Genomic DNA, 25,297 nt, shown 5'->3' on the forward strand with positions numbered 1-25,297 from the left:
TTTTTGGCTCACGCTGCTCTCAAGCCGGTCTGACGTTTTCCTCTTGGGTTACTTCGAAAAGCTGCTCGACGGTGGGATGGGTCAGAACATCATCGCAGATGCCGTTGGAAAGCACGACGACCCGGTCAGCGGTCGCGGCGATCTCCAGGTCATGGGTGACCATGATTAGGGAGCTGCGTGGTGTAACGGTCTGTCGCAATAGATGCATGACCGATTGTGCGGTCGAAGGATCGAGCGATCCGGTTGGTTCGTCTGCGAATAGGATATCGGGACTGCGCAGCAGCGCCCTTGCGATGGCGACGCGCTGACGCTGTCCTCCCGACAGATTGTCCGTCCGTTCATGGCCCATCCCGTCGAGACCCACCTGTTTCAGGAGTGCATAGACTTGCTTACGAGAGGCGTGGATGCCGGCCATCTTGGCAGGGAGGAGCACATTGTCAGCGACGTTGAGTGCACTGACCAGGTTGAGATCCTGGAACACGAATCCGACGTGATCGCGTCGTAGTCGTGAGAGCTGCGCGTTGGATTGTCCTGTGACGTCCTGTCCACACAAACTGATGGACCCGGAATCTGGCTTAAGCAGTCCACACAGGCAATAAAGCAGCGTGGACTTGCCTGAACCCGACCTGCCGACGATGGCCACGAACTCGCCGGGGTGCACGCTCAGATCAATGCCACGTAACACTTCGACACGGTCTCTTCTTGTGTGGTAGGCCTTGCGGATCCCTGAGGCTGCGAGCAATGGTGATGTCATGATCTACCTTTCGTCGAGAACTACGTCGATTACCTGTCTGTGGGTGATTCCTGCAGTGATGGCGGCGAGCATCACGACAACGAAGAGCATGCCGAAAGCCACGATTCCTGCGGCCTGCCAGCCTGGCAGGGTGAATGGTGCGGATGGTATCGGACCCGAGGTGAGTGCGTGGTCCATGGCCAGCTCGTTGACCCACACGATTGCATAGGCGAAGACGAGCGAAAGGGCCAGATAAATCACAGTCTCGCATGCGACCTTCATCCAGACCAGTCTGCTGGTGCCGCCGCCGGCGATCAGGACTGCAGCATCCCTGCCTCTGCTGCGCATGGTGGCGAACACGACCGATGAGGCGGCGACGCATCCGACGATGACAGCCCCGCCGAACAGCACCGCCATCTGTTTCGGGGGCGCAGACACGGTCTCGCCGGATCCTGAAAGCACTGAACTCAGTTTGCCGACCCACGCCATCATCACACCGACCGCGCCGCCGGCCAGCCCGATGGGCATTATCAGTCCGCGGGTCAGGTCGGGGTGCGAGGAAGCTTCACTTACTGCCAGAAACCACGGAGTGCCGAGTCGATTGGAACCCAGTCCGATGAGTGCGAGCAGCCCTCGTATCAGAGGAGTGGCGCAGCATGCGACCACCAGGCACACAAGCATGCCCATACCCGCGTACACGGTCATGAAATCTCCCTCAGCTCGCTTCGAGATAAGCGGTCGCGCATTGCCTATCGCTATGTAGAGCGCCGCGGTTCCCACGATAATGGCGACTGACAGCACGGCTCTTAAAATGCGCTTTCACAAAGAAAATCCACTCCGCGATGTCTGACCGTCACCGCGTACTGCCTCCAGAACATCGCCGCGCGCGATTCTCCTGGCCGGAAGCAGCCCGCCCAGAACGCAGATCACGCCTGTGGATCCGGCGCCGATCCACAGAGCGAGTGGAATAAGAGGTTGAGCCAGCACGTCATTCGAGGGCAGCCCGCTGGAAGAAATAAGACGCGCGAACGGAAACCATGCCAGTCCCGCCACTAGCGCTCCCAGCAGGGAGGACAGTAGGCCTACCAGAAGCACCTCGCCAAGAAGCACCACGAACACCGTCCGGGGCAGAACGCCTGCCAACTGCCACAGCCCCACGGAACGACGCTGCAATCCCAGACATACGCGAATCACCATCATCAGCGACAGGAAACCCACCAGAACACAGAACCCCAACGCCACGCCTCCGAACGCGACGAACGCCTGCTGCGCCTCGCCGGATGTGTTAGCACCGGCAACCACCAATCCAATGTCCAGAGTGACCGTCACCGCCAGAATCGCAGAAGTGACGATCAATGCCAGCCACGATGCCACATCAATAGCCACGGAACGCACCACAAGCTTCAACAGAAACATACGCATCTCTCGATTCTTAGGTGAACCATCTGATTACGTCCACTGCCACCCTTGCAGTGTTAGAGAAGACCGATGATATATCCTACCGCGGCAATGACTCTAATCCATAAAGGGCTATCTGAAAAATGGCGACGCTCATTCTCCCCAGCAATAGCGAGCAATGCCTTGAATCCATCAGAACTGAGCGCCGGTTCGCTTGCCGACTTCGATTTCCTTCAGGAACGTCCTTTCACCCACCCTTGTAAGCACATCCGCACCTCTGACGGGCAATGAGTGCCGTACGTTTCTAGGCCTTGAAATGCCTCTCGTCGTTCATGGTGGCGAAGTTCAGTCCAATCAGGATGCCACCACCCACGTAGTTGCCCAGCATGGCCACGATGACCACCAGGATGGCCTTCCAGGCATTGACCTGCCCGAAGACCCCGAGAGTGAGGAAAAGGGCGGAATCGGCGACAGAGTGCTCGAAGCCGCAGAAGGAGAACACGAAGACGGACACAATCATGATGGTGCACTTGGTGAAGTCGTTGGAGAGCTTGCCGTTGTACACCATGAGCATGGCGACGTTGATGCAGAAGTTGCATAGAATACCGCGGACGAAGAGGTCGGCGAAGCCCATGGGGCCTCCCGAGACATAGCCGGTCTTGGTGGCTGCCGCTGTCAACATCTGGTCAAGGGTCGGCCCGCTGACGATGGAAGAGAATCGAAGGATGACGGACACAATCAGGAGTCCAACCAGATTGCCCAGGAAGCAGAGGCCCAGGATTCGCAGCGATGTCAGCCAGCCCAGGCGCTTGTGGTAGGCGCCTATGGTGACCACCATCATGTTGGAGGTCAGCAGTTCAGAGTTGGTGTAGTAGATAAGGACCAGAGCCCACCCGAAGGTGGTCGCGGCCAGGACCTTCCCCGCCAGGACCAGGCCATGGTTGTCCGGGTTCTGACCGGCCTGCCCCATGATGACGAAATAGGCCGTAAAGAAGATGCCTATGAACAGGCCGGCCGCGGTGGCCCGCTGGAGGTACTTCCCCGTCAGATCGCCGCTCATGGTCTTCTTGCTCTCGACCACGTCCAGGACAGTGCTGATGAAGGCCCGCCCGGGGAAGAGGGGCTGCCCCCCTGGGGCTGACTTACCGGACCCGCCGTCTTGGTTGGGCATCTGGTTGAATTGTTCGTTCACGGGTCCATTATGGCATTCCAGAGCCCGGGAAGAGCGGTCTCCGGGGCCGACTGTGTGGGAATTCACTTATCCGTCATTGCCGGCATCGGGTCCTTATGCCTTACTCGGTGCGCAATGCCGTGGCGGGATCCTGCTTGGCTGCCTTCCGGGAGGGAATCAGGCCGCCAATCAGGGTCAGGACCACACTCAGAACGACCAGAGCCACCCCGCCGGAGACAGGGAGGGCTGCGTTGACTTCAGTGGTTCCCATGAAGTGATGCATGATGCTGTTGGCCGGGATTATCAGGAGGAGGGTGATTCCCACACCAAGGAGTCCGGCCAGGAGGCCGATGATGCCGGTCTCGGCATTGAAGACGTTGGAGACGTTCCGCTTGGATGCTCCCATGGCACGGAGAATCCCGATCTCCTTGGTCCGTTCCAGGACCGAGATGTAAGTGATGATGCCGATCATGATTGAGGAGACCACCAGGGAGACCCCCACGAAGGCAATCAGGACGTAGGTGATGACGTTGATGATGGTGGTCACCGAGTTCATCATCAGGCCTACGTAGTCCGTGTAGACAATCTTGTTCTTCTCCGAGGTCTTGTCGTTATAGTGCTTGATGGCATCACCCACGGAATTCTTGTTCTCGAAACTGTCCGTGTAGATACTGATTCGGGAGGGGGCGTTCCGGGAGACCATGCCGAAGTCACTCAGGTTGTCGGCGTATGTGCCGGTGGAAACATACTGGTTGTATATGGCGACCAGAACATCTTGCGGGGCCGTGGCGATGTACTGGTCGAAGGCCTGCGCGGTCTGCTGCTCGGCCATGGCACCTGAGGCGCTGGCCTGCTCCGACGGGGCGGTGGCTGCAGATCCCTGGGAGCCGGCTCCCATCTGAACCCCGGCCGCTGAACCACTCATGAAGCCCTGGGCCATGCTGGCCTTCTGGCTGACCCCAAGGGAAGCGATGTAATCCTTGGCGTCGCTGGCCTTGGCCGCATCGTCCGCAGGGGCGAAGGCCATGCCGTTCAGGACGCTATGGTCCTGGTCGGCCTCCTGGTCGGTGACGATGGGGCTGGTCTTGGCCTGGTCAATCAGGTAGTCGGTCAGTTGCCGTGTGTATCCAACGCCCACCTTGAGCGGGGTGGCCTTGGCGTCCTCGTTGGGTCGGACGACCCCGACGATCTGCAGGTGCATGGCCTTGTCGGCTACCTTGGCCATTTCGTCCGCGTTGTCGCCGATGTAGCGGTAGTGGCCGTCATCACCCTTGACGTACTGGTCTGCGGCCGGCACCATGGAGAGCTTCTGCTGCATGACCTTGGAGTAGTCGATGGGGGAGGTGTCGGTTTCGACCTCCTGGCCGCTGTTGAGCTTGCTCATGATGTCGGAGTACTGGTTGGAGGGCAGGACGCCAAGTTTGTAGAGGCTGGTGACGGGGATCTGGTTGTTCTTGTCCAGCACCAGAACGACCTGATCCTTGGCCTTGGGCCAGGAACCGTCAACCACCTGGTAGTTGTCGGTCACCACCTTGCTGATGGTGGTCTTGGCATCTGCACCGGGCATGATCTCCCCGAAGATCTCCGGAGCCTTGTTCTTGTCGGTCTTGCCGGTCAGGTGCGACATCTGCATGGACTGGATGTCGCCCATATCGCTGTTCGTGTTGGCGGAGGCCATCTGACTGGCTGCGGAGCCGGTGTCCTGCGCACCCATGGTCACCTTGTCGGCGGAGACCAGCTTGCCCTCGGGATCATGCCCGAAGACAGCGAACTTGGTGTCGTAGGAGTACTGAATGCCCACCGACCCTACGTACTGGTGAATCTCGCTCTTGGGGTTGTCCAGGTACTTTTTGAAGCCTGTCAGGTTGTTCTGGGTGATGCTGCTGGTCAGGCTCGAGGCCCCCTTGATGCTGGAATCATCGGGGTATATGGCCTTGAGGTCCTTGTGGGACTTGGCCTCCTTTTCGGATTCCTGGGCCGAGTCCATGATCTTGTTCAGGTCGAAGGACTGCTCCTGGATCGTGATGGGGTAGGAGGTCATGGTCTCACGTTGGATGTTGTCGATGTACCGGTTCACGCCGGTGGATACGGACAGGATCAGCGCTATGCCGATGATGCCGATTGACCCGGCGAAGGAGGTGAGAAGGGTCCTGGCCTTTTTGGTCCGCAGGTTGTTGAAGCTCAGGGAGAGGGAGGTAAGGAGCCCCATCGAGGCCTTGCCGAAGGTGCGGTGCTGGGCCTGCTCCTTGGGAACCTCTTCCTCGACCACAGGATTGGAATCGCTGAGAATGACCCCGTCGTGCAGTTCCACGATTCGGGTGGCGTACTGGTGGGCCAGCTCCGGATTGTGAGTGACCATGACGACCAGGCGGTCCTTGGCCACCTCCTTGAGGAGGTCCATGATCTGGACCGAGGTCTCGGAGTCCAGTGCCCCGGTGGGCTCATCGGCCAGGAGGATGCTGGGGTTGTTCACCAGGGCACGGGCTATGGCAACCCTTTGCATCTGGCCGCCGGAGAGCTGGTTGGGCCGCTTGTTGACATGCTCGCCCAGGCCTACCTGCTCCAGAGCCTTGACAGCCCGGGTATGGCGTTCCTTGCGGGATACCCCGGAAATGGTCAGGGCCAGCTCCACGTTCGAGAGGATGGTCTGGTGGGGAATCAGGTTATAGCTCTGGAATACGAAGCCAACCGTGTGGTTACGGTAGGAGTCCCAGTCCCGGTCCTTGTACCTCTTGGTGGATGTCCCGTTGATGATCATGTCTCCGCTGTCGTACCGGTCCAGGCCGCCGATGATGTTCAGCAGAGTGGTCTTGCCTGATCCCGATGGGCCCAGGATGGCCACGAACTCGTTGTCCCGCAGGTTGACGCTGACGTCATCCAGGGCCTGCTGGACAAAATCCCCGGTCTTGTACTGTTTGGAGACGTGTTCAATCTGCAGCACTATGATTCCCCGCTTCTTGGCTGTTCAGTGATATCGATTCCAGAAGCTCAAGCTTACGCCACAAGTATGGGTAAAGCCTGGGTGCCGTCTAATCCACGGACTTCAGGGCTTCCAGCATGTCTACGTTTCTGAGCTTGTGGTTGACCAGCCATCCCAGAACGGCCGTGATGACCACGATCATGACCAGGGGAATGGCGAAGGCCACCCACCTGATGGAGGGGTCGAACATGATGTTGTCGGGCGGGACGGTGGTGATGATGTAGTGGTGGAGCCAGGCTCCGAATCCGTACCCGGCAAGGACTCCGATGGCCGAGAGGAGGATGGTTTCCCGGTAGATGTACATGGTCACTTCGTGGTCGTAGAAGCCCAGGACCTTGATGGTGCTTAGCTCGCGGATGCGCTCCTCAACGTTCAGGTTGGTCAGATTGTAGAGAATGACCAGGGCCAGGAGGGTGGCCACGATAACCAGCACCTGCATGATTATGTTCATGGACCGGACCACTGTGTCGATCTGGCCCATCATGGTGGTGTTCTGCACCACGCCCTGGATGCCGTCGATCCGCATGAAGGAGGCGGCCTGCTTCCGGGTGTTCTCCACGCTGGAATCCTTGAAGGTGACCAGGTGGGCATTGGCGGAGTAGTCCTGGTGGAAAACGGCCTGGTAGGTGGTCGGACTCATGAAGACGAAGTGCCCCAGATACATCTCGCAGATTCCATCCACCCGCATGGTTCTGTCCCTGCCTCCGGAATCCTGGAGGGTGATGGACCCACCGACCTTGGTTCCGGTCAGCTGGGCTATCCGCTCGGAGATGACCACCCCGTCGCCCGTGAGGTCCAGGGGTTTGTGGCCCGAGCGGGTGTCCAGGTTGATGAAGTCGTTCAGGTGGCTGACCGAGGCCGGCGCAAGCATCGTGATGGCCTGCTTGTCGGCGTTGTGGCCTGCTGTCTTGCTCATTTCCTCGTAACGGACGTTCATGGACCCGTTCACGTCGGCCCTGTCCAGCCGCTTCCTGATGGTGGCCTGCTGGTCGGCGGTGGCCTGACTGCTCTCGGCGGCAATCAGGTCGTAGCGAACCACCTGGCCGAACTGATGCTCGTTGATGGCCGATATGGACCCCTGTACGCCGAACCCGGTCATCAGAAGGGCCACGGAGCCGCAGACCCCGAAGATGGTCATCAGCATCCGCTGCTTGTAGCGGAATATGTTCCGTGCGGTGACCTTGTGGGTGAAATTGAGCCGATTCCAAATCAGCGGAATATGTTCGAGGAGAATCTTCGATCCGGCGCTGGGCGGTTTGGGCAGGAGGAGGGCGGAGGGCTTCTCGCGCAGCTCCCGCCAGGCACTCAGGAAGGCCGGGACCACGGCACTCAGGAAGGCCAGCAGGCAGGCCAGGAGGGTGATTGGCAGGTGGAAGCCGTAGTGGATGGGTGGCATGTCGAAGGCAGGGGAATATGCCTGGTAGATAATCCAAGGCATGAGGGTGTGGCCGGTGATGATGCCGATGATGGCACCCAGGGCCGAGGCCACCCCGCCGTAGACCAGGAACTTGGCCATGACATCGCGGTCCCGATAACCCAGGGCCTTCAGTGTTCCTGCGTTGATTCGCTCCTCATCCACGAAGCGGGTCATGGTCGTGAAGGTGACCAGGGCGGCCACCAGGTACATGAAGTAGGGGAAGATCTTGGCCAGGGAATCCACGATGAAGGAGACGGAGACGTAGACCTTGTAGCCCTCTGAACCGGGCGCTTCCCTGCGTGAGTCCAGAGCGTAGACGGGCTCCCCCATGCGCTTCAGCCGGTCGGCCGACTTGTTCAGCTCCTCCTGGGAGTCGTCGATTTTCTTCAAGGCCTCAGGGCTCTCCCGGTTGAATTGGTCCAGTTTGGCCTGATAATCCGCGGTGTTCTGGTTTAAGTCGGATTGACCCTGATCGATTTGCTCCTGTGCCGAAGCCCTACTGGCAGCCAGGGTCTGCCGGGACTGATCCAGCCTTGCCCGGCCCTGGTCGAGCTGGGCGGTGGCCTGGTCCAGTTGGGTTTTCCCCTGGGCCAGCTGGCGCTCGCCCTCTTCCACCTCTGCCCTCGCCTGAATCAGATCCTGGCGCCGCCCGTCGAGTTCCTGCTGGGTGGCTGCGACCTGGGCCATGCCCGGGGTGTACTGGTTGGACAGGAAGGCCTCGCGGCCTGCCTGGACTTCGGCCACCATGGCATCGATTTGGGGTGACTGACGGTTGAGCTCGTCTAGCTGGGCCTGGAGTTCCGCCTTCGTGCGGTTGAGCTTCTCCTCCTGTTCGGGGGTCAGCCCGGGGGCTGACAGCTCCGTGTCGACGGCCTGAATCTGGCTGGTGACCTGCGCGATGCCTTGCCTGCATTGGGTCTGAGCCGCCTGGGTCTGGGCCACGGCCTGGTCGGCCTGGGTCTTCCCGTTCTCCAGTTGCTGGCGGGAGGCATCAAGCTGGTCCTGCCCCTGGTTGATGGCCGCCTGTCCCTGGTCGACCTGCCCCCTGCCTTGGGCCACCTGGTCCGCCGAAGATTGGTATATGGCCTGTTGCCGAGTCAGTTCGGCCTGGCCCTGGTCCGCCTGCCGCTGCCCTTGGTCGATGGCTGCCTGGGCCTCGGACGTCTGGGATGCCATCTGGTCCCTGGCTGCCTGGAGGCTCTGGGCAGCCTGGTCCAGTTGCTGTCGGCCCTCGTCCAGTTGTCGTCGGTTTCCTTCGAGTTCCCTCCTGGCCTGATTCACCTGGTCCTGCCCCTGGTCCAGCTTTTCCTTGAGGGGGCGTTTGACGGTGGCAAGCCTTGCCGTGGGGCGATCGGCCAGAATCCTGTTCAGGGCGTCCTTGTGACCTTGCAGTGCATTGATATACCGGTCCGAGTAGTGGTCCTGAATCCGGTCCAGGTCCTTGAAGGTCAGGCGGGCAATCATGACCTCGTCGGAATCGAAGGCACCCGGTGTGGATACGGCATATGAATCCAGGGATCCCGACCCGGCGGTGGACGGCCCCATGTTGACCTTGCTCAGGATTTCGGTCGATTTGACCGTCCCAACCACCTGGAACCTGCGGTGTCTGAGTATCTTCCTGCCCAGCTGGTCGGCCTTTTCGTCCACTTCAATGCTGGTGCCGATGGGGTGGCTTTCGGCCAGGGCCGTATCGATGGCTATCTGGTCCGGCCTGGTGGGCATGGACCCCTCCACCAGTTCGTAGGTGGATATTCGTTTGGGGGCCGAGTAGATGCGCAGGCTCTGGTCGCCCCCTTTCAGGACCACGTCCTTGAGGTAGCCGTACTCGATTCCGGAGCTGCCCGGCGCGGTGTCTATGGCCTTTCGGTCATCCTGGTCCAGCCCATAGCTGCTGATGACCGTCAAATCGGCCAGGTGGTGTTCGGAAAGGTAGGCGTTGCCTGCCTGCCGCATGTCCGGTCCGGCCACGCTCAATCCCACCAGGGCGAAGGACCCTAGTGCGACCAGGCAGACGATGGAGATGAACCGTCCCAGGGACTTGCGGAAGGAAATGCGGATGTCGTGCCAGAGCACCCTTCTGACGGTCTGCATCTTCACCACTCCACGTTGTCGATGTCTTCGGGGCTGCTGTTGGTCTCTACGGACTGTACTCGGGCGTCATGCATACGAATCACCCGGTCGGCGATGGGGGCGATGGCTGCATTGTGGGTGACGATAACCACAGTGGCGCCGTGCTTGCGGCATTGGTCCTGGAGGATGCGCAGCACCTGCTTGCCGGTCCGATAATCCAGTGCCCCAGTGGGCTCGTCGCAGAGAAGGATCTTGGGGTTCTTGGCCACGGCCCTGGCGATGGCCACCCGCTGCTGCTCGCCGCCCGAAAGCTGGGCGGGGAAGTTGTCAATCCGGTCACCCAGACCGACATCAATCAGGGTCTGGACCGGGTCGGCGGCGTTTTCCACAATCTCCGATGCCAACTCCACGTTTTCCCGGGCGGTCAGGTTGGCTACCAGGTTGTAGAACTGGAAGACGAATCCCACGTCATAGCGGCGGTAGGTCGTCAGCTGTCGGGCGTCATAGCCGGCGATGTCCTTGCCGTCCACGACCACCTGGCCCTCGCTGCAGGTGTCCATTCCGCCCAGGATGTTCAGAACGGTCGATTTGCCCGCGCCAGAGGCTCCCAGGATGACGACCAGTTCCCCCTTGTCGATGGAGAAGGTGACGTCCTTGTTGGCCGCAATGGTCGTTGCACCGGTCACATACCGCTTCGTTTCTCCGATGACGTCGATGTAGCCCATTCGTGTCCTTCTTTTCCTTGACAGCCGGGTTTGGTGACCGAAGCGTATGGTTGCTCCGCATCCCGATACCGGTATTCCCCTGTAAAACTGTAGACACAAGGGGTGGTCAGGTCCAAGGGGAAGCACTGTGGTTCAGGCGTGTCGCAGGGTATGACTAGAGGGCGCCGATCAGGCTTTCCATACTGTTTTGGTCGGTCACCAGTCTGCCCTGGCGGAAGGTCAGGAAGCGTTGACAGGTCTGCCGGAGGAACTCTTCATCGTGGGAGATTATCAGGATTATGGTGCCCCGGTCCTGCATGTACCGTATGGCCCGAGTCACCTGGTTCATGTGATACAGATCCAGGCCGCTCGTGGGTTCGTCCAGGATGACCAGATGCTTGTCGGCCATGATGGCCGCTGCTATGGCCACCCGCTGCTTCTCTCCGCCCGACAGGGTGTTGGGATGACGGTCAAGCAGGCCGTCCAGGTCCAGTTCCGAGGTGACGTCATCGAGGAGTTCGGGCCGTCTGGCACCCAGGAGGAGCTCCTTGCGGACGCTCTCGCAGAAGAGCTGGTAGTTCACGTCCTGGAAGACCATGTAGGAGTTCTCTATCAGCTCCCTTGTCGACTGCCGCTTGTCGTTCAGGAAGAACTCACTGCCGTGTTCGGCCTTGTGCAGTCCGGTCAGAAGGTTGGCCAGGGTGCTCTTACCTGCTCCGTTTCTGCCGATGATACCGGTGATCTGCTGGTTGGATACCGTCAGATCGTCAATCTGTACGGCCGGGGTCTGTCCGTGGTCGTAAGAGAAGGAGAGATTGGTTACCCGGAGGCTGGATTCACTCCGACCGGTCGCTGTTACGGTGGCCGATGCCTGGCTGTCGGCATTGTGTGGCTCGGGCAGGACCAGGGCCCGCAGGCCAAGCTGCTCGCGTTCTTCGGGGCTGATGGCCGCCATGGATTCCGGGGTGAAGGTGCCGGCCACCTGGCCGTCACGGATGACCAGGAACCTGTCGGCCAGGTCCCTCAGATAGTAGAGCCTGTGCTCGATGACCAGGATGGTCAGCCCCAGGGCCTTGAGCTTGCCGAGAATGGCGGTCAGCGCCTCTATGGCCTCTACATCGAGGTTGCTGGAAGGCTCGTCAAGGACCAACAGCTCGGGGTCGGCCATGCAGGATGAGGCTATGGCAATCATCTGTTTTTCGCCGCCCGATAGGGAGAACATGCTGCGATCCAGCAGGCGTTCGATGCCGAAGAGGGCGGTCACCTGGTCCATGCGCTTGCTGATGGTTTCCCGCTCCATCCCCATGTTCTCCAAGGGGAAGGCCAGTTCGCTGCGCACGTCGGTGGTGAAGAACTGGGTTTTGGGGTTCTGGAATACCGAGCCCACCCTTCTGGACAGTTGGTATATGGGCTGATCGATGGTCTCGGTACCGTCCAGAAGGCAGTGCCCATCCAGCTCACCCTCGTAGAGTTCGGGAATCAGGCCGTTGACAATCCTGGATATGGTGGTCTTGCCGCATCCGCTCTTGCCTGTAATCACCAGGAGCTGCCCCTTGCCGACCTCCATGTCGACATGGTCCAGCGATGGTTGCGCGGCGTCTTCGTAGACAAAGCTGATGTTCTTACCGGAGAGCATAGAAGGCAGCTCCAATCAGGACGAGTCCCAGCAGGCACATGGCGGCATCCGCCAGGGTGAACCTGACCCGGACCAGGGAGGTCTTGGGGCCAGGGTCGGTGAGCCCCCTTGTCAAGGCAGCCGATGCCAGGTCGGATGCCACATTGGTGGCATTGCTCAGCAGCGGCACGTAGATGAACTCCATGGTTCTGACGGGGTGACGCACCATGTCGCCGGTGGTGGTGGCAATCCCCCTGAACTTCATGGCCTTGCGAATCTGCCGGTAGTCGTTCCGTACGGTCGGGAAGAAGCGGAAGAGCACGCTGGTGGGTATGACTATCCACTGGGGAACGTGCAGACGGCGCAGGCTGCAGATGATTTCGGAGACCTTGGTGGTTCCGGATATGTAGGCCCCTACAATCACGACCGGCAGCATCTTGCCCAGGCCTACAAAGAAGAAGAGTATGTAACGTCCGAAGAGGTTCTCGGGGGCCAGGTATGCCAGATAGGTCCCCACCGCGAATACGGCGGTGATGCCGACCCACTTCAAGCCCTTCCTGATTCTGCCATCCACAAACTGGAAACTGCAGAAATACAGGGTGATGGCCAGGGTCAATGCGTCGGGCAGGGTGAAAAAGAGCAGCCCGTTGGCAAAGACAACCAGGAAGAACTTGCTGTAGATCGATATCCTTTTCATGCCTTGGCAGGTATCCTCGCGAAGTGGCGCTTGACGATCATTGATCCGATCCAGGCTCCCAGCAGGGCGCCTGCGATGGTGACAACCACACAGATTATCAGGGTGGGTGTGCTGATCTGTGCAAAGACCTTATCGATGTAGGCCTGGTTCTTGCCCTTCCTGACGAGGCTGGCCACGTAGGCGTTCTTCATGAACCAGAGGGGCAGGGCAGGGCCGGTGTTGCCGAAGGCGAATATGGTGTAGCTCAGGTAACGCATGGGTTCGGACTTGCCCTTGCCCACCACGTTCTGCAGGAAGTCGGCCAGGACCCCGCAGAACACGTAGGGGATGAACGAGAAGGCGAAGTGTCCGGAGACCAGGAAGAAGAGGCCCATCAGGATGCCCATGATGGTGATGCCGCCGAAGCGGGGGACCTTGTTGGATATGAGCATATAGACCGGTCCGGCAATCAGGCCGACGATACCGGGCAGGAGGATGGACGAGAAACCGGGCAGAATCATGCCGGTCACAAACCCCGTGAGGAAGGCGGCCAGGGCCATGCAGATGAAATACAGGGCACTGTATATGCCGATGTTGATGAGGTCCTTGGCTTTGAGTGTGTTCATGGGTATGTATGCTCCCGTTCGGGCGTAGTGGGCCGTCATGGCAATTATTCTGGGCATCCACCGTTTTCCTGGCTCGTCCCCCCAAAGTCTCCGGGCGGGGAGTATCGGCTCCCTGCAGAAACGGCCCAGGCTCAATCCTGCAGTTTGATCCGCGGCTCACCCGGCCGGTCTGATGGATGTGGAACGAGTCTAAGATGATTCTTGTGGATTTGGCAATGAAGATTTCGTGAAGATTTACTCTATCTGGACTTGCTGTCGCTGATTACGGTCCTGTTTCCTGGTTTTCCATGCTTCTCTTCAGGATTTCCAAATTTCGGGTATTGCCCTTCCGAAAGCCCTTTTGTTAGTCTGCATCTACAAACGAGCAATGATAATTTTCGGATGGAATCAAGCATGATCAATAAGGAACTTCTGCATTTGCCGGGTGCCAAGGTATCCGGCAGCGTCATTTTGGGCCTCCTGCATACGGTGGGGGCCGTGGCGGAGCTGGTGATCATGATCCTGTCCATCTACGCTCTGGGATTCCTCTGGGGCCTGCCGGTTCCGGGGCTGCTGAGCCCCCTTGTCGGACGGATTCCCGCCCTGGCGGTCAGCCTGGTGGTGCTGATTCTGGTCCGAGGACTCTGCCTTCTGGCGATCAGCCGGTGTTCCGCCTCTCTGGGCACCTCAATCAGCACGGCCCTTTCGGAGGATCTCTACCTTTCCATGTTTGACGGCAGGCAGCGAAAGGTTGATGGGAACCGCCCCAACCAGAGCCTTGCCATGCTGTCCACGGAGGGCGTGAAGCGGGTGGCTTCCTACTTCACGGATTTCCTGCCCATTCTCTTCCAGTCGGTCATGATGCTGCCTGTCGTGCTGCTTGTCCTCCTGCCGGTCAGCCCTGTGGGTGCCATCGTCGTGCTGGTGGGCATGGTGGTCATGCCCTTTACCCTCAGGATGGGAACCAAGCGCAACACCAAGGTCCAAACGGCGCATCTGCGCAAGTACGACAAGGTGGGGGTCCACTTCGAGGAGTCCCTGCGTGGCCTGAATACGTTGAAGATCTTCCACGCTGACCAGGCCGAAGCCGACCGCCTGGCAGAGGACTCCGAAGGTTTCCGCCGCCAGACCATGGCGGTTCTGGCCGGGCAGCTGCGTAGTCTGATCAATGCCGACATGATGATCCACCTGACCGTCATCCTGGCTGCCGTTCTGACCGTGCTGGTCCAGTGGGGCTCGGGCCCACGTATCTGGCTTCTGCCCTCCATCGTGGTCGTCCTAACCGGTGTCCGTCTTTTTGCCCCCGCTCAACGTATGAGCTACCTGGCACATGCCGGTGTGGTGGCCACCCGTCAGGGTAAGGCCATTGCCGCCATACGCCGGGAAAGGCAGGAGGAGGAAGCACATGACCGGGCCGACCGAGAGGTTTCAGGCCCGGCCGGTTCCGAGTCCTCCCAGGGTGCATGTGCCGATACGGATGCGAGGCAGGGAGGCGCGACTGTTGAGCAGGTCGATCCAGACGATGGTGAGGGCGCTGGGATTGAGTGCGGGATCAAGGCCGACAATCTCAGGTTTACGTATCCCGACGGGTTCACTGCACTGCATGCCCTGAATTTCGAACTTCCGCAACAAGGACATATCGGTATTGTCGGTGCTTCCGGATCGGGCAAGTCGACTTTGGCTTCCATCCTGAGCGGGCAGCTCAAGGGGTATGAGGGAAGCCTGAGTGTATTCGGTAATCAGGTAAGCCGGATGTCCCCCTCGGACCTGATAACTTCCCAAACCGTGGTCAGGGGTACCGATCATCTTTTCAGTGGCACCCTGCGGTCCAACCTTGACCCGGCGGGTGTCGGGTACTCGGATGAGGTTCTGAAGCAGGCCTTGAGGGATGTGGACCTCCAAGACCTGTTGAGTCGGCCGGAGGGGCTGGAATCTCGACTTGAGCCAGGCGGCTCAAACCTGTCGGGAGGGCAAAGGCAGCGCCTTTCCATTGCACGAGGGCTCCTGCGTGGATCCAGGCTCTACATCTTCGACGAGGCCACCAGCGCCGTCGACCGTGAGCACGATGCCAGCCTGGCCGCCCTGATGGATCGGCTTGGCAGGTCCAGCCTGGTCATCACCATCACCCACCGCCTGGCCGGGGTACGGGATGCGGACAGGATCCTGCTTCTGGATCAGGGGCACTTGGTGGAAAGCGGCGATTTTGACCAGCTCATGGAAGCGGGCGGACTCTTTGCGGCCCAGTGGAACGAGCAGGAACGATACGAAGAGTTGGAGGCCGCACGATGAGCCGACAGAGGACTTCCAAGCAGAAGGGAACCGGATCGTTGAGCGGTACCAGTACAAGTGCCATGTCCAAGGAGGAGGTCGGCCCCCTGGCCGGCGGCGGCTCTCTGAGCATCATGCGTCGAATGGCCGGACTGATGAGGCCCCTGGCAGCCACCGAAGGTAAGGCCATAGGATGCGGGTCGCTCGGCCACCTGTGCTCTGTGTGGTGCGTCATGGCCGCGACGGCGGCCCTGATAGGTCTGAGTGGACTGGCCGGAAACGGCAGCTGGCTGAGCTGGACCTGGATTGCCTGGGCGGTGGTGTCCATTGTGGCCGGGGTGCTCAAGGGGGTTATGGCCTACGGCGAGCAGTACTATAACCATGAAATGGCGTTCAGTGTCCTGCGCGACATCCGTGTGACCGTTTTCGATAAGATGCGGACTCTGGCCCCGGCCAAGTTGTCGCGGCGTGGGAGGGGCAACATGGTCACCGTCCTGACCGATGACATCGAGGCTCTGGAGATTTTCTACGCCCATACCCTTTCACCCATCGCCATTGCCGTGATCACCGCCGTGGTCAACCTGGTCACGCTGACTGTCTTGTCCGGGTGGATGGGACTGATGGCCCTGGTTTCCTACCTGATCGTAGGCCTGGTCATCCCCCTGCTCAGCGCCTCGCCCACCTTCCGCGTGGCCATGGCGGAGCGGACAGCCCAGGGGCGCCTGCATAGCCTTCTTCTGGAGACCCTGGACGGGCGGCGTGAGCTGGTGGCTCTGGGTGCCGCCGATCAGGTCAGGCAGAACCTGGATGAGGCCACCGGTGACATGCTGGAATCTCGGCGCCGCACCTCACGCAACACCCTCTACAACGACCTGGCCACCCAGGTGGCCACCCTCGTCTGCATGGCCGCTTTCACCCTGGCCGTCTGCGCGCTCGCAGGCAGAGGAGCGATTGGTCTGGCCCCGGCCATGATTGGTCTGGTTGGTTTCCTCAGTTCCTTCGGTCCCCTGATTCCTGTGGCCAGACTGGGTTCGGGCCTGCAGCCCACCATCGCTGCCGCCCGAAGGGTCTTCGGCCTGCTGGACGAGGAGCCTGAGGTTGAAGAGGTGGCTGAAGGGTCCAGACTGCCTGCCTATTCAGGCACCCATGCCGGTGGGCTCTCCTTCGGTTATGCCACCGGGTCTGACCAGGATGGGAGCGGTTCCCTGGTTCTGCATGACCTGGAACTGGACATCAAGCCAGGGGACCTGGTCGGGGTCCAGGGTGAGAACGGGGCCGGGAAGACCACGCTCATCGACCTGCTCATGCGCTTCCGAGACAGGAATGCTGGCGACCTGACCGTCTCCGGCCTGTCCATCGAGACCATCAACACCGCTGATCTGCGTGCCCGACAGACCCTGGTGAGCCAGGATACCTATATATTCAGTGAAACCCTGGCCGACAACATCGCCATAGCCCGACCTGGTGCCAGCCGGGAGGAGATTGCCGAGGCCGCCAGCCAGGCCTGCCTTGATGATCTGATTGACCAGCTGCCCAAGGGACTGGACCAGGTTCTGACCGGCAACGGATCCGAACTCTCCGAAGGGCAGAAGCAGCGGGTGGCCCTGGCCCGCGCCTTCCTGAGCCAGGCCTCCCTGCTCCTGCTGGACGAACCGACCAGCAACATGGATGCCCTCCTGGAGGGCAAGGTGCTCAAATCCCTGATTGATCAACAGGGTGACAGGGCCTACCTGATCGTCTCCCACCGGCCCTCGGTCCTGGCCCAGGTCAATCGGCTGTTGTCGCTAGATGGTGGAAGATTTGTATGAATCTTTGTAGCTAATAGGCTGATTCTGATGCAATCTAGTGTTTCTGATTACGTCGATTGTTGCGCATTCGCATCTTGTCTATCGGCTGGTCAATTATAAATTTGGAATCTATCATTTTCTCTTTTCAATTAGTCATGTTGTTGGATAATCGGATTGGGTTCACAGTTTCAGCCTATCTGTGTTATGGAAATAGAAGAATAGTGATTCGGGACTGTTTAAAATTAGCTTAGAAAATTAAAACAGCCGCAGTTCAAATTGTCATAGCAGAGTCGTCCAAGTGGAGTTTCAGCAGTCTATGTAGACCGGTTCAATCAGTCTTTCATTAGTCTCGTTATCGATCTTCTCGACTGCTTGTAGGTTCAGGAAGTACAAATGAACGGGCAAAGCGCAGTGATTCACTTGTAAAGTACTAGAACAAGGGTTGAGAACGCCGAATATCGTATATAGTGATAGCAGATTTGTGTTGCTCAAGCTATAAACAGTAATAGGGAAGACCATGTAATGTAGTTGCAGCCCGTGTAGTCGGGATTTTCCAGGAGCTGCATATTATATGTAGTTTACTCCCGTTTTTTGCACTTTTGATTGTAATCACTTTGGATTTTGCTACCAAAGCAATAGATTTCTGCCAGGGTTAACGACTGAATTTTAAATAAGTCATTTTCCAACTCTTCGAGAGTTAAATTAGTATCGCTCATCATTCCGCCGTGAACTGCCTCGTTTCTGTTCTGAATCAAAGATTCAAGGAAATCGGTGAATAAAGATGACTGTTTTGCAGATTCTGACTCATGACGGTTTTCATTAGTTTTTAATTCATGACGGTTTTCATTAATTTGGTAGGGGAATGAAACTGTCATCCTAGACAAGTAAGCAGTCTCTTTCTTAATAAAATTATCTGAATCTTCAAAAGAATTTTTGAATACAATCTCAAAATCAGAATCATATAGTGTCCTATTGATGTCTCTGACACTAAAATGCTCACAGCATTGTTTTACTGTGTCTGACGTTAAATTGCTAGAGTGGTTAAGAAAGTCATCTTTGATTTTGAGGTTTACTTCTTGGCGGAGTAGTTCTTTTGTTATTTTAGTAATTTGCTGCCCTTTGACATCTTGGTTTCCAAGCAGTGTATATTTGACATATGCTCGTACAAGCGGCTCTGGAAGGGAAACATAGTCACTGGCCTCATTGATGTCACTTAGTATCCCTTTTAGTACGCCATAAAAACCACCCTCGAAATGCGAGCATAGCATCAAAAAGGCCGCTTTAAGATAAATCGGTTTTTTGCGTGAAGGAGTTCGCTTGTCTTTAACTAATCTGATCATTTCAGAGAGCTCTTTCCAGCGCTCTTCAAGAACTATGATCTCGTCATGAAGATTACTGCTCATCGATTATGGCCTGCTCAGCTAATTGGGTTCGAGTTTTCAGGGCATTTGCATCTGTAATTGATCCACTAGTCGCTGAAATAAATTCTTCGGCGTCAAAGAGTTTGGCGAACTCTGCGCGTGCATTTTTCTTATAGTGCCTATTGGAGAGGCGCATGTCGTCATCGCTTATGATCACCGCGTCGAATACAGCGGCATTAAAGCGCGATGCAAATTCTCGTTTTGAGCCAGAAGGATTCTTCTTCGCAAATGCATCTTCACCTAGGTTCTCTTTTATGCGATGCATTGCGGATGTAAACTGCACTCGAAAGCTGCTTATTTCCTTTTCGTCGGCATATTGATGCTTCTTCATGAAATTCGAAAGGAAATTCGACATCAGGGGGGTGTAATCACGATAACGCCCGTTCGTAAGTGCAAAAAAGCGCAGGATGAATTCGATATCGTCCATCTTGCTGATCCTTTTTTGCGAGAAATGCGTCAGTCCAATAAACGTAGGATCCTTGGCTAGCTCTTGTAGCAGTTTATTAAATGGGCCACCATATGTTGAATTCCTCAATTCTTGAGAAGTAAGTTGCACAGAACCCGTGTTCAATCTTTCGAATACATCGAATTTAACTGTTTCGTCAACAGTTGAATCGATACGTAAGCAGTTTATTGTCCGATCCCTAATTCGTCGTTTCAGGAAATCGGGTAGCTGGCTAAATTTCCGGCCATTTAGTTCTAAAATAATCCCTAAATCAGTAAGAGCAAATTTATCCTCAAAATAGTTCTTGATCGATGTCAATCTCTGCTGGCCATCGATAACTGAGTAATATCCATCTCCCGCGGTTTCATCAGAATCAATATCTACGTCATTCGACAAGTAAATAAAAGGAATGGGAATATTAAGTATCAGGCTCTCAATTAGTCTTGACGACTTCCCTTCGTCCCAACGGTATTTACGCTGATATTCAGGGTTTAGTTTAATTTTGTTGTCATCTATTTGCTTTATAAGCGTATTTATATCGTAGTTGACCTGTTGGGTTCGAATAGTATGCTCTTTCGTTAATTGCTTTAACTTATCGATGTTTGTGCTTTGAAACATAGATCTAGCATATAACACTGTTTCCTATATGATGTGTAACGATTATTTCTTTAATTTACAGACTACGTTGGCGCGAATTGTCACGTAAGTTTATATATAGATTCGAGAAAGTGTATATGCTGTTGGTGAAGGCGCTTAAACGAACTGGATGCGTTCTAGATGTGTCGGTTAACCTAACCACAGGTGTCAAGGAGAATCTGCCGTCGAGGCTTCTTTCATAGGCATTACTTGTTTATGTTTATCCGTCGCCTGTTTTAGTTAGCGAGAGTTTTATAACTGTCCTGACGCGATACTCACGATTAACTGTAAAGACCTGACAACCCGATTGATTGCCTCTTTGATTCCTGCGCCGGGGCGCTTCAGCTTGATTTGCACCCTCGGCAGGCCGTCGATGAGAATCGTCATATCGTAACTGTTCCTATAGACGGCATTGCCCTTGTGCGTCTTGTCCATCGTTGCCTGATAGATGTTTCGGTAGATGTCGGAGCTGAAGAAATCCAGATACACGGTCTTACCGTTATTCGGCGTTGGCACGTACTTATCGCGGATGATTTTCTCGGACTCGTAAACGCTATGGTTGTTGACATGAATCATCACACGTCTGTACTCAGCATCTGAGAACGTTGCCTTGCTCTTCGCTTCAGCCGGGTTCTCGGCATCGTATTCGGAGGCGTGCGTCGTCTATTCGCTTTCTTCCTGTTTACCATTCGTGGTTCTAGCGAACGCTTTGGTTTCCTTGCGGTCGTGCTTCTGGCGTCGGCTTCGAGCACGTTGAGCATAGCCATCATATCTTGCTTCTTGGCCGTATGCAGCCTCCTTTTTACTTCCTTGCAATAGATACTCACTATCTAACAAATAACTAATGAGTATCTCATCTCAGTCTTGTTCTACTTCAGCTTTACCCGTCCGAACGGCATACCGGCGGGCGTTCTCACCTTGGCGCACATCGCGCGAACGTCTTGGCCGCGGGGCCACGGCCGTCCACGGAGATGGCGGAGCGCTTGAGTCTTGTGCCTGCGGTTGCCGCGGGCTCCGGCAGTAGACGATGTTGCGCGTCCAAGGGCTGGAAATAGCTTAAACGATAATACGGGCTTTCTAGTCCATAAAAGCGGAAAAGGAGTGCCTACATTGCGCTCTCTAAATCGATAAATAAGTCCAAGCTCGTTCCTGAAGAAGATCAGTCCGACGCTTCATATTTTTGTGGAGCTAGCCGGGTTCGAACCGGCGACCCTCTGCTTGCAAAGCAGATGCGCTACCAGCTGCGCCATAGCCCCGTGATTGGAATGAACTTCAAAAAGCAGAAGTGCGTGGGCCTGGGAGGACTTGAACCTCCGACCTCATCCTTATCAGGGATGCGCTCTAACCAGCTGAGCTACAGGCCCATTCCATGTGACTCCGGAGAATCACACAAATGATTAGCATACCATGTGGGCAGAGTAAGTCAATTCGCGTCGCGTCGTGAGTTGCAAGATTACAAGCTACATCGCGGGGGTGGTGAAGAATGCAGGTATGACGGAGATTCGTATATGACCAAGACAATTGGTGGCGGCAGACGGGGCCGGGGTGCCGGATCGACGGTCAAGCGCCGCCTGCTTGAGTTGGATGGTGAAGAGGTCCTGGTCATCAGCAAGCGAATCAAGAACGTCTACCTGCGGGTGAAACCGCCTGAAGGAGGGCTTGAAGTCACGGCTCCGGTCGGTCTCTCGGATAAGCAGCTTGAGGAGTTCGTCCGGGCCAGGAGGGTTTGGATTGGCCGGACCCGAGGGCGTATCAGTAACTCCATTTCGGAGATTGCGAGTGATTCCAACGATTCTGCCGATGACCGAAAAGCAGATGGTGAGAGCAGATGCGGGGATGAACCGCAGGAGAAGGACCGATCCGAGGATAGGGCCAGGCGAATCATCGAAGAGCGGCTGCCTCGGTTGGTTGAAACCTGGGTGCCGGTCGTCGGTAAGCGCCCCACGGCCATTACTCTGCGCCACATGAAGACCCGCTGGGGGTCCTGTACTCCTTCCACGGGCCGGATTCGGCTCAATACTGAGCTGGCCTGGCTGGATCCTGAACTTCTGGAGTATGTGCTCGTTCACGAGCTGACCCACCTGCATGCCCATGGACATGGCCCCCTGTTCCAGGAGCTGATGACCAGGTACATGCCGGATTGGCGACAACGCAGAAAGCAACTCAACCAGTACGTGGTTATCTGAATATCCCAGGCCTGTATTCTACGGCGGCTCGGATTACGCCGGGGACCGCACAGAGATGAATGAACGACTGGCTGATATCCGACCACATCGGGGTGGGAATGCGCTTGGGTGCTTGTTTCCGCGCTAGCGTGGGTGGTGAGCGCTGTTCAAGGACGGCAGATGAAGGAGCGATGATGACGGATTCAACGAATACGATCAAGCGGGCAGTGGTCACCGGTGCATCAAGTGGCATCGGGCAGGCCAGTGTCAGGGCCCTGGTGGGTAAGGGTTGGCAGGTGGTGGGTCTGGCCCGCCGCGAGGAGAACCTGCGGGACCTGGCCAAGGAGCTGGGCGAGGGATTCACCTATCAGGTCTGTGATGTGACCGACGAGGATTCAACACGGAATGCCGTGGATGCCGTGCTGTCGGAAGGTCCGGTCAAGGCCCTGGTCAACTGTGCGGGGGCAGCCTTCGGCAAGGATGCCGTGGCCACCTCGAACCTGGACGATTGGCGGGGCATGTATGAGCTCAACGTCTTGGGTACGTTGAGGGTCATCCAGAAGTTCCTGCCGGCCCTAAAGGAGTCCGAGGGTACGGTCCTGGTTGTTTCATCGACCGCCGGTATCGAACCCTACGAGGGTGGTGGCGGATACTGCGCTTCCAAGGCAGCGGAACGGGTCATGGCCCGTATTCTGCGTCTGGAATTGGTCGGTGAGCCGGTTCGGGTGGTTGATATCGCACCTGGCTTGGTCCATACCGATGAGTTCTCCCTGAAACGGTTCGGTGGCGATTCCTCCAAGGCCGATGCCGTTTATGCCGGGGTGCCGGATCCCTTGACCGCCGATGATGTCGCCGGATGTGTTTCCTGGGCTCTGGAGCAGCCCGATACGGTTGATGTCGACCAGATTGTGGTTCGTCCTCGTGCCGAGGGTTCCTACACCAAGCTCTATCGCAAGGGCTGATGGCTCGCAATAAAAAGCGGGCTGATTGGCGTTTTACCAATCATCCCGCTCTCCGTGCTACCTGCCGGACTGTCGCCAATCATCGATTGACGGAACAACCGGCTTGGAACAGCCGAGGTGATTCCGGAGGAATCAGAACAGGTGGCTCCTCATGAACCACTGGAAGTGCTCCAGCTCCTGGACGTGGTCCTGGAGGATGTTGGAGCTGATGACATCCAGGTCATCCAGCTTGCTGATGGCCTCGCGGTCCAGCTTGATGAAGGTGGTGTAGTACTTGTCGAGTGCCTTCAGATAGTCCAGGGCATCCTGGCGACCGGTCAGCTCAAGGCCCTCCCAGTTGCGGTTCTTCACGATGTCGTCTGGGCGTCCGGCGGGTGAGCCACCCAGGGTGGCGATGCGCTCGGCGGTCTCGTCGGCCATGTTCAGAACCGAGTCGACCTCGGGGTCCATCATCTCGTGGATGCCGATGAACTCCTTGCCTTTCATGTTCCAGTGGGCATGCTTGAGAACCAGGGCGGTCTCCTGCTCCTGGCTCAGGCGCTCCTGGAGGATTGCGATGACCTTCTCACTGGTGGCTTCGTCCAGCCCCGGTACGGTAAAGTTCAGTGCCATAATCTCTCCTTCGTTCGTCGGCGTATCGTCAGCGATTCCATTCGGCCGGTTTCCAAACCGACCCTTACTTCAACCCTAGCCATGGATACCTGCGAGTATGGGGATTTCCCGGGAGATTAGTGTGATTATTCAGACCTTCTGGGGCACATGTCCCTCTCGACGAGGAGGGCCGGCGCTATTCCTTGTCTCCATCAGAAGTATCGGAGTTCGCTGCCTCCGACTTACTGCCATCGTCATCCTCGGAGCCGTCGCTTGGGAGCGCTTCGCGGTGTCTGACCTCGATGGTCTCGATACGCCGCCCATCAACCCTGGTAACGACCATGTCGTACCCGTCGTCGGAGTGGACCACATCGCCCACCCTGCCCATCCGCCCGGTCTGGGCCAGGAAGTACCCGGCCAGGGTTTCGTAGGGCCCGTCTTCCAGTTCTATTCCGGTCAGGTCAGCGAAGTCCTCGATGGTCATGCCGCCATCCACCTTGGCCACCCCGTTCACGAAGGCGGAGGCTCCCGACTGGGCCGACCCCTTCTCTTCGGGCAGGTCGTACTCATCGCGGATATCACCCACGAGCTCCTCGGTCATATCCTCCAGTGTCACGATGCCATCGGTGCCGCCATACTCGTCGATGACCACGGCCAGGTGGATTCCCTTCTTGCGCAGGCGTTCCAGGCTGGGAAGGAGCTTGGAGGTTCCGGGCAGGGAGATGCCGGGCCTGGTTACATCAGCCACGGTCCGGGCGCGCCGGTTGCGCACATCGAGGAGATCGCGCACATGGACGAATCCAAGAACATCATCGAAGTCACGGCCGGTCACCGGGTAGCGTGAGTAAGGCTCGTTGTGGACGAAGTCGGCCGCCTCCTTCAGGGGCATATCGCCCGAGATGAAGACCACGTCGGCCCTGGGGCGCATGACCTCGGCCACACTGGTCTCCGAGGCGTCGAAGACATCGCCCAGAATCATCCGCTCATCCTTGCTCAGGTTGGTGTTGGAGGAGACCAGGACGCGCAGCTCATCGTCGCTGACCTGGGTGTCGGTCTGCTGGGGGTCGAAACCGAGGATACGCACGATGCCGTTGGTGTTCTTGGCAATCAGCCAAATAAGCGGTTTGCAGATGGTCGAGAACATGTCGATGGCCGGTACCACCGCCCGGGCTATTTTCTCCGTGCGCTGCATGGCGATGCGCTTGGGCACCAGCTCAGAGATGACGATGGAGCAGTAGGAGATGATCAGGGTCAATACGATGGTGGTCAGGGTCGAGGCCAGTCCGGCATGGACGCCCCAGCCGGTCACCACCGGAACCACGTAGGGCGCTATCGATGAGGCGCCGAAGGAGGCCGAGAGGAATCCGGACAAGGTCACGCCTATCTGGACGGACGAAAGGAAGGTGTTGGGATCGCGGGCGATTCGGGCCACCCTGGCGCCGCGGGCATCCTGCTGTTCCATCTGTTCCAGCTGCGATCCGCGCAGGGAGACCAATGCCAGCTCGGTTCCCGAGAAGACGGACCCGATCAGGAGGAAGACGAAGATAAGCAGGATGTTGAGCCATAATGACATGCCTCCAATGTACGTTATGGTCTTCTCTATCCGGGGTATCCAGTGCCATAGAGGTCAAACCGGCTGGCGCCGCCCACGGG

19 protein-coding genes and 2 tRNA genes are annotated in these 25,297 nt (G+C 57.5%); 4 read left to right on the plus strand and 17 right to left on the minus strand.

Annotation, left to right across the window (positions count from 1 at the left end; translation table 11 throughout):
- Positions 1-19: 19 nt before the first annotated feature.
- From bcor_RS00125 to bcor_RS00165, 10 genes are all read right to left on the minus strand, one after another.
- Positions 20-754: an ABC transporter ATP-binding protein gene (locus tag bcor_RS00125; RefSeq protein WP_033498622.1), complete on the minus strand. Its 735-nt coding sequence runs from the start codon at positions 752-754 to the stop codon at positions 20-22.
- Between the two features lie 3 nt (positions 755-757).
- A complete protein-coding gene (locus bcor_RS07120; RefSeq protein WP_148303918.1) occupies positions 758-1,438 on the minus strand; it encodes an FtsX-like permease family protein in 681 nt (226 codons plus the stop codon).
- A gap of 114 nt (positions 1,439-1,552) precedes the next feature.
- Positions 1,553-2,155 carry an FtsX-like permease family protein gene (locus bcor_RS07125; RefSeq protein WP_051875550.1) on the minus strand — a complete coding sequence of 201 codons (603 nt, stop codon included), beginning with the start codon at positions 2,153-2,155 and terminating at the stop codon, positions 1,553-1,555.
- Positions 2,156-2,435: 280 nt separating this feature from the next.
- Positions 2,436-3,323: a formate/nitrite transporter family protein gene (locus bcor_RS00135; protein ID WP_238548553.1), complete on the minus strand. Its 888-nt coding sequence runs from the start codon at positions 3,321-3,323 to the stop codon at positions 2,436-2,438.
- Between the two features lie 100 nt (positions 3,324-3,423).
- The gene (locus tag bcor_RS00140; protein ID WP_033498621.1) at positions 3,424-6,243 is read right to left on the minus strand and encodes an ABC transporter ATP-binding protein/permease; all 2,820 of its coding nucleotides are present in this window, start codon (positions 6,241-6,243) and stop codon (positions 3,424-3,426) included.
- Between the two features lie 88 nt (positions 6,244-6,331).
- Positions 6,332-9,790 (minus strand): ABC transporter permease, encoded by a 3,459-nt coding sequence (locus bcor_RS00145; protein ID WP_033498620.1) that lies wholly within the window; start codon positions 9,788-9,790, stop codon positions 6,332-6,334.
- A 2-nt stretch (positions 9,791-9,792) separates the two neighbouring features.
- On the minus strand, positions 9,793-10,494 hold the full coding sequence (locus bcor_RS00150; RefSeq protein WP_033491531.1) for an ABC transporter ATP-binding protein: 702 nt from the start codon (positions 10,492-10,494) through the stop codon (positions 9,793-9,795).
- Positions 10,495-10,648: 154 nt separating this feature from the next.
- Positions 10,649-12,109, minus strand: a complete 1,461-nt coding sequence (locus bcor_RS00155) for an ABC transporter ATP-binding protein (protein ID WP_033498619.1) — start codon at positions 12,107-12,109, stop codon at positions 10,649-10,651.
- Positions 12,096-12,785 carry an energy-coupling factor transporter transmembrane component T gene (locus bcor_RS00160; protein ID WP_033498618.1) on the minus strand — a complete coding sequence of 230 codons (690 nt, stop codon included), beginning with the start codon at positions 12,783-12,785 and terminating at the stop codon, positions 12,096-12,098. Before bcor_RS00160 ends, bcor_RS00155 begins: the two co-directional genes overlap by 14 nt.
- A complete protein-coding gene (locus bcor_RS00165; RefSeq protein ID WP_238548554.1) occupies positions 12,782-13,447 on the minus strand; it encodes an MptD family putative ECF transporter S component in 666 nt (221 codons plus the stop codon). The genes bcor_RS00160 and bcor_RS00165 overlap by 4 nt, the downstream gene beginning before the upstream one ends.
- A gap of 324 nt (positions 13,448-13,771) precedes the next feature.
- Here bcor_RS00165 and bcor_RS07130 point away from each other — a divergent pair, with 324 nt between their 5' ends.
- On the plus strand, positions 13,772-15,658 hold the full coding sequence (locus tag bcor_RS07130; protein ID WP_081870281.1) for an ATP-binding cassette domain-containing protein: 1,887 nt from the start codon (positions 13,772-13,774) through the stop codon (positions 15,656-15,658).
- A complete protein-coding gene (locus bcor_RS07135; RefSeq protein WP_051875552.1) occupies positions 15,655-17,445 on the plus strand; it encodes an amino acid ABC transporter ATP-binding/permease protein in 1,791 nt (596 codons plus the stop codon). The genes bcor_RS07130 and bcor_RS07135 overlap by 4 nt, the downstream gene beginning before the upstream one ends.
- 557 nt (positions 17,446-18,002) lie before the next feature.
- Here the strand turns inward: bcor_RS07135 and bcor_RS00175 are convergent.
- The 5 genes from bcor_RS00175 to bcor_RS00195 all read right to left on the minus strand — a co-directional run bounded on the left by bcor_RS00175 (position 18,003) and on the right by bcor_RS00195 (position 21,290).
- Complete coding sequence (locus bcor_RS00175; RefSeq protein WP_148303919.1) at positions 18,003-18,827, minus strand: MAE_28990/MAE_18760 family HEPN-like nuclease; 825 nt, start codon at positions 18,825-18,827, stop codon at positions 18,003-18,005.
- Positions 18,817-19,908, minus strand: a complete 1,092-nt coding sequence (locus bcor_RS00180; RefSeq protein ID WP_033498616.1) for a DUF262 domain-containing protein — start codon at positions 19,906-19,908, stop codon at positions 18,817-18,819. Before bcor_RS00180 ends, bcor_RS00175 begins: the two co-directional genes overlap by 11 nt.
- A gap of 270 nt (positions 19,909-20,178) precedes the next feature.
- Complete coding sequence (locus bcor_RS00185; protein ID WP_033498615.1) at positions 20,179-20,502, minus strand: type I restriction endonuclease; 324 nt, start codon at positions 20,500-20,502, stop codon at positions 20,179-20,181.
- 607 nt (positions 20,503-21,109) lie between these two features.
- A tRNA-Ala gene (locus tag bcor_RS00190) sits at positions 21,110-21,182 on the minus strand.
- Positions 21,183-21,216: 34 nt separating this feature from the next.
- Positions 21,217-21,290 (minus strand) — tRNA-Ile (locus tag bcor_RS00195).
- 144 nt (positions 21,291-21,434) lie between these two features.
- On the opposite strand from bcor_RS00195, the gene bcor_RS00200 reads away from it, so the two are divergent.
- Together bcor_RS00200 and bcor_RS00205 are read left to right on the plus strand one after the other, a co-directional pair.
- Positions 21,435-22,112, plus strand: a complete 678-nt coding sequence (locus bcor_RS00200; protein ID WP_033498614.1) for a M48 family metallopeptidase — start codon at positions 21,435-21,437, stop codon at positions 22,110-22,112.
- Between the two features lie 170 nt (positions 22,113-22,282).
- Positions 22,283-23,053, plus strand: coding sequence for an SDR family oxidoreductase (locus bcor_RS00205; protein WP_238548555.1), 771 nt, complete (start codon positions 22,283-22,285; stop codon positions 23,051-23,053).
- 132 nt (positions 23,054-23,185) lie between these two features.
- Here the strand turns inward: bcor_RS00205 and bcor_RS00210 are convergent, their stop codons facing one another.
- Together bcor_RS00210 and bcor_RS00215 are read right to left on the minus strand one after the other, a co-directional pair.
- Positions 23,186-23,665: a Dps family protein gene (locus bcor_RS00210; protein ID WP_033491521.1), complete on the minus strand. Its 480-nt coding sequence runs from the start codon at positions 23,663-23,665 to the stop codon at positions 23,186-23,188.
- A gap of 175 nt (positions 23,666-23,840) precedes the next feature.
- A complete protein-coding gene (locus bcor_RS00215; protein WP_033498612.1) occupies positions 23,841-25,217 on the minus strand; it encodes a hemolysin family protein in 1,377 nt (458 codons plus the stop codon).
- Positions 25,218-25,297 lie beyond the last annotated feature (80 nt).

This window comes from Bifidobacterium coryneforme, from assembly GCF_000737865.1.
Lineage (GTDB): Bacteria > Actinomycetota > Actinomycetes > Actinomycetales > Bifidobacteriaceae > Bombiscardovia > Bombiscardovia coryneformis.

Coding starts and splice junctions, on each gene's coding strand:
- bcor_RS00145 (WP_033498620.1), bottom strand. CDS start 9,790: ATGCAGACCGTCAGAAGGGTGCTCTGGCACGACATCCGCATTTCCTTC.
- bcor_RS00205 (WP_238548555.1), top strand. CDS start 22,283: ATGATGACGGATTCAACGAATACGATCAAGCGGGCAGTGGTCACCGGT.
- bcor_RS07120 (WP_148303918.1), bottom strand. CDS start 1,438: ATGACCGTGTACGCGGGTATGGGCATGCTTGTGTGCCTGGTGGTCGCA.
- bcor_RS00125 (WP_033498622.1), bottom strand. CDS start 754: ATGACATCACCATTGCTCGCAGCCTCAGGGATCCGCAAGGCCTACCAC.
- bcor_RS00215 (WP_033498612.1), bottom strand. CDS start 25,217: ATGTCATTATGGCTCAACATCCTGCTTATCTTCGTCTTCCTCCTGATC.
- bcor_RS00165 (WP_238548554.1), bottom strand. CDS start 13,447: ATGCCCAGAATAATTGCCATGACGGCCCACTACGCCCGAACGGGAGCA.
- bcor_RS00210 (WP_033491521.1), bottom strand. CDS start 23,665: ATGGCACTGAACTTTACCGTACCGGGGCTGGACGAAGCCACCAGTGAG.
- bcor_RS00185 (WP_033498615.1), bottom strand. CDS start 20,502: ATGATTCATGTCAACAACCATAGCGTTTACGAGTCCGAGAAAATCATC.
- bcor_RS00175 (WP_148303919.1), bottom strand. CDS start 18,827: ATGAGCAGTAATCTTCATGACGAGATCATAGTTCTTGAAGAGCGCTGG.
- bcor_RS00160 (WP_033498618.1), bottom strand. CDS start 12,785: ATGAAAAGGATATCGATCTACAGCAAGTTCTTCCTGGTTGTCTTTGCC.
- bcor_RS07125 (WP_051875550.1), bottom strand. CDS start 2,155: ATGCGTATGTTTCTGTTGAAGCTTGTGGTGCGTTCCGTGGCTATTGAT.
- bcor_RS00150 (WP_033491531.1), bottom strand. CDS start 10,494: ATGGGCTACATCGACGTCATCGGAGAAACGAAGCGGTATGTGACCGGT.
- bcor_RS00155 (WP_033498619.1), bottom strand. CDS start 12,109: ATGCTCTCCGGTAAGAACATCAGCTTTGTCTACGAAGACGCCGCGCAA.
- bcor_RS00180 (WP_033498616.1), bottom strand. CDS start 19,908: ATGTTTCAAAGCACAAACATCGATAAGTTAAAGCAATTAACGAAAGAG.
- bcor_RS00200 (WP_033498614.1), top strand. CDS start 21,435: ATGACCAAGACAATTGGTGGCGGCAGACGGGGCCGGGGTGCCGGATCG.
- bcor_RS07130 (WP_081870281.1), top strand. CDS start 13,772: ATGGAATCAAGCATGATCAATAAGGAACTTCTGCATTTGCCGGGTGCC.
- bcor_RS07135 (WP_051875552.1), top strand. CDS start 15,655: ATGAGCCGACAGAGGACTTCCAAGCAGAAGGGAACCGGATCGTTGAGC.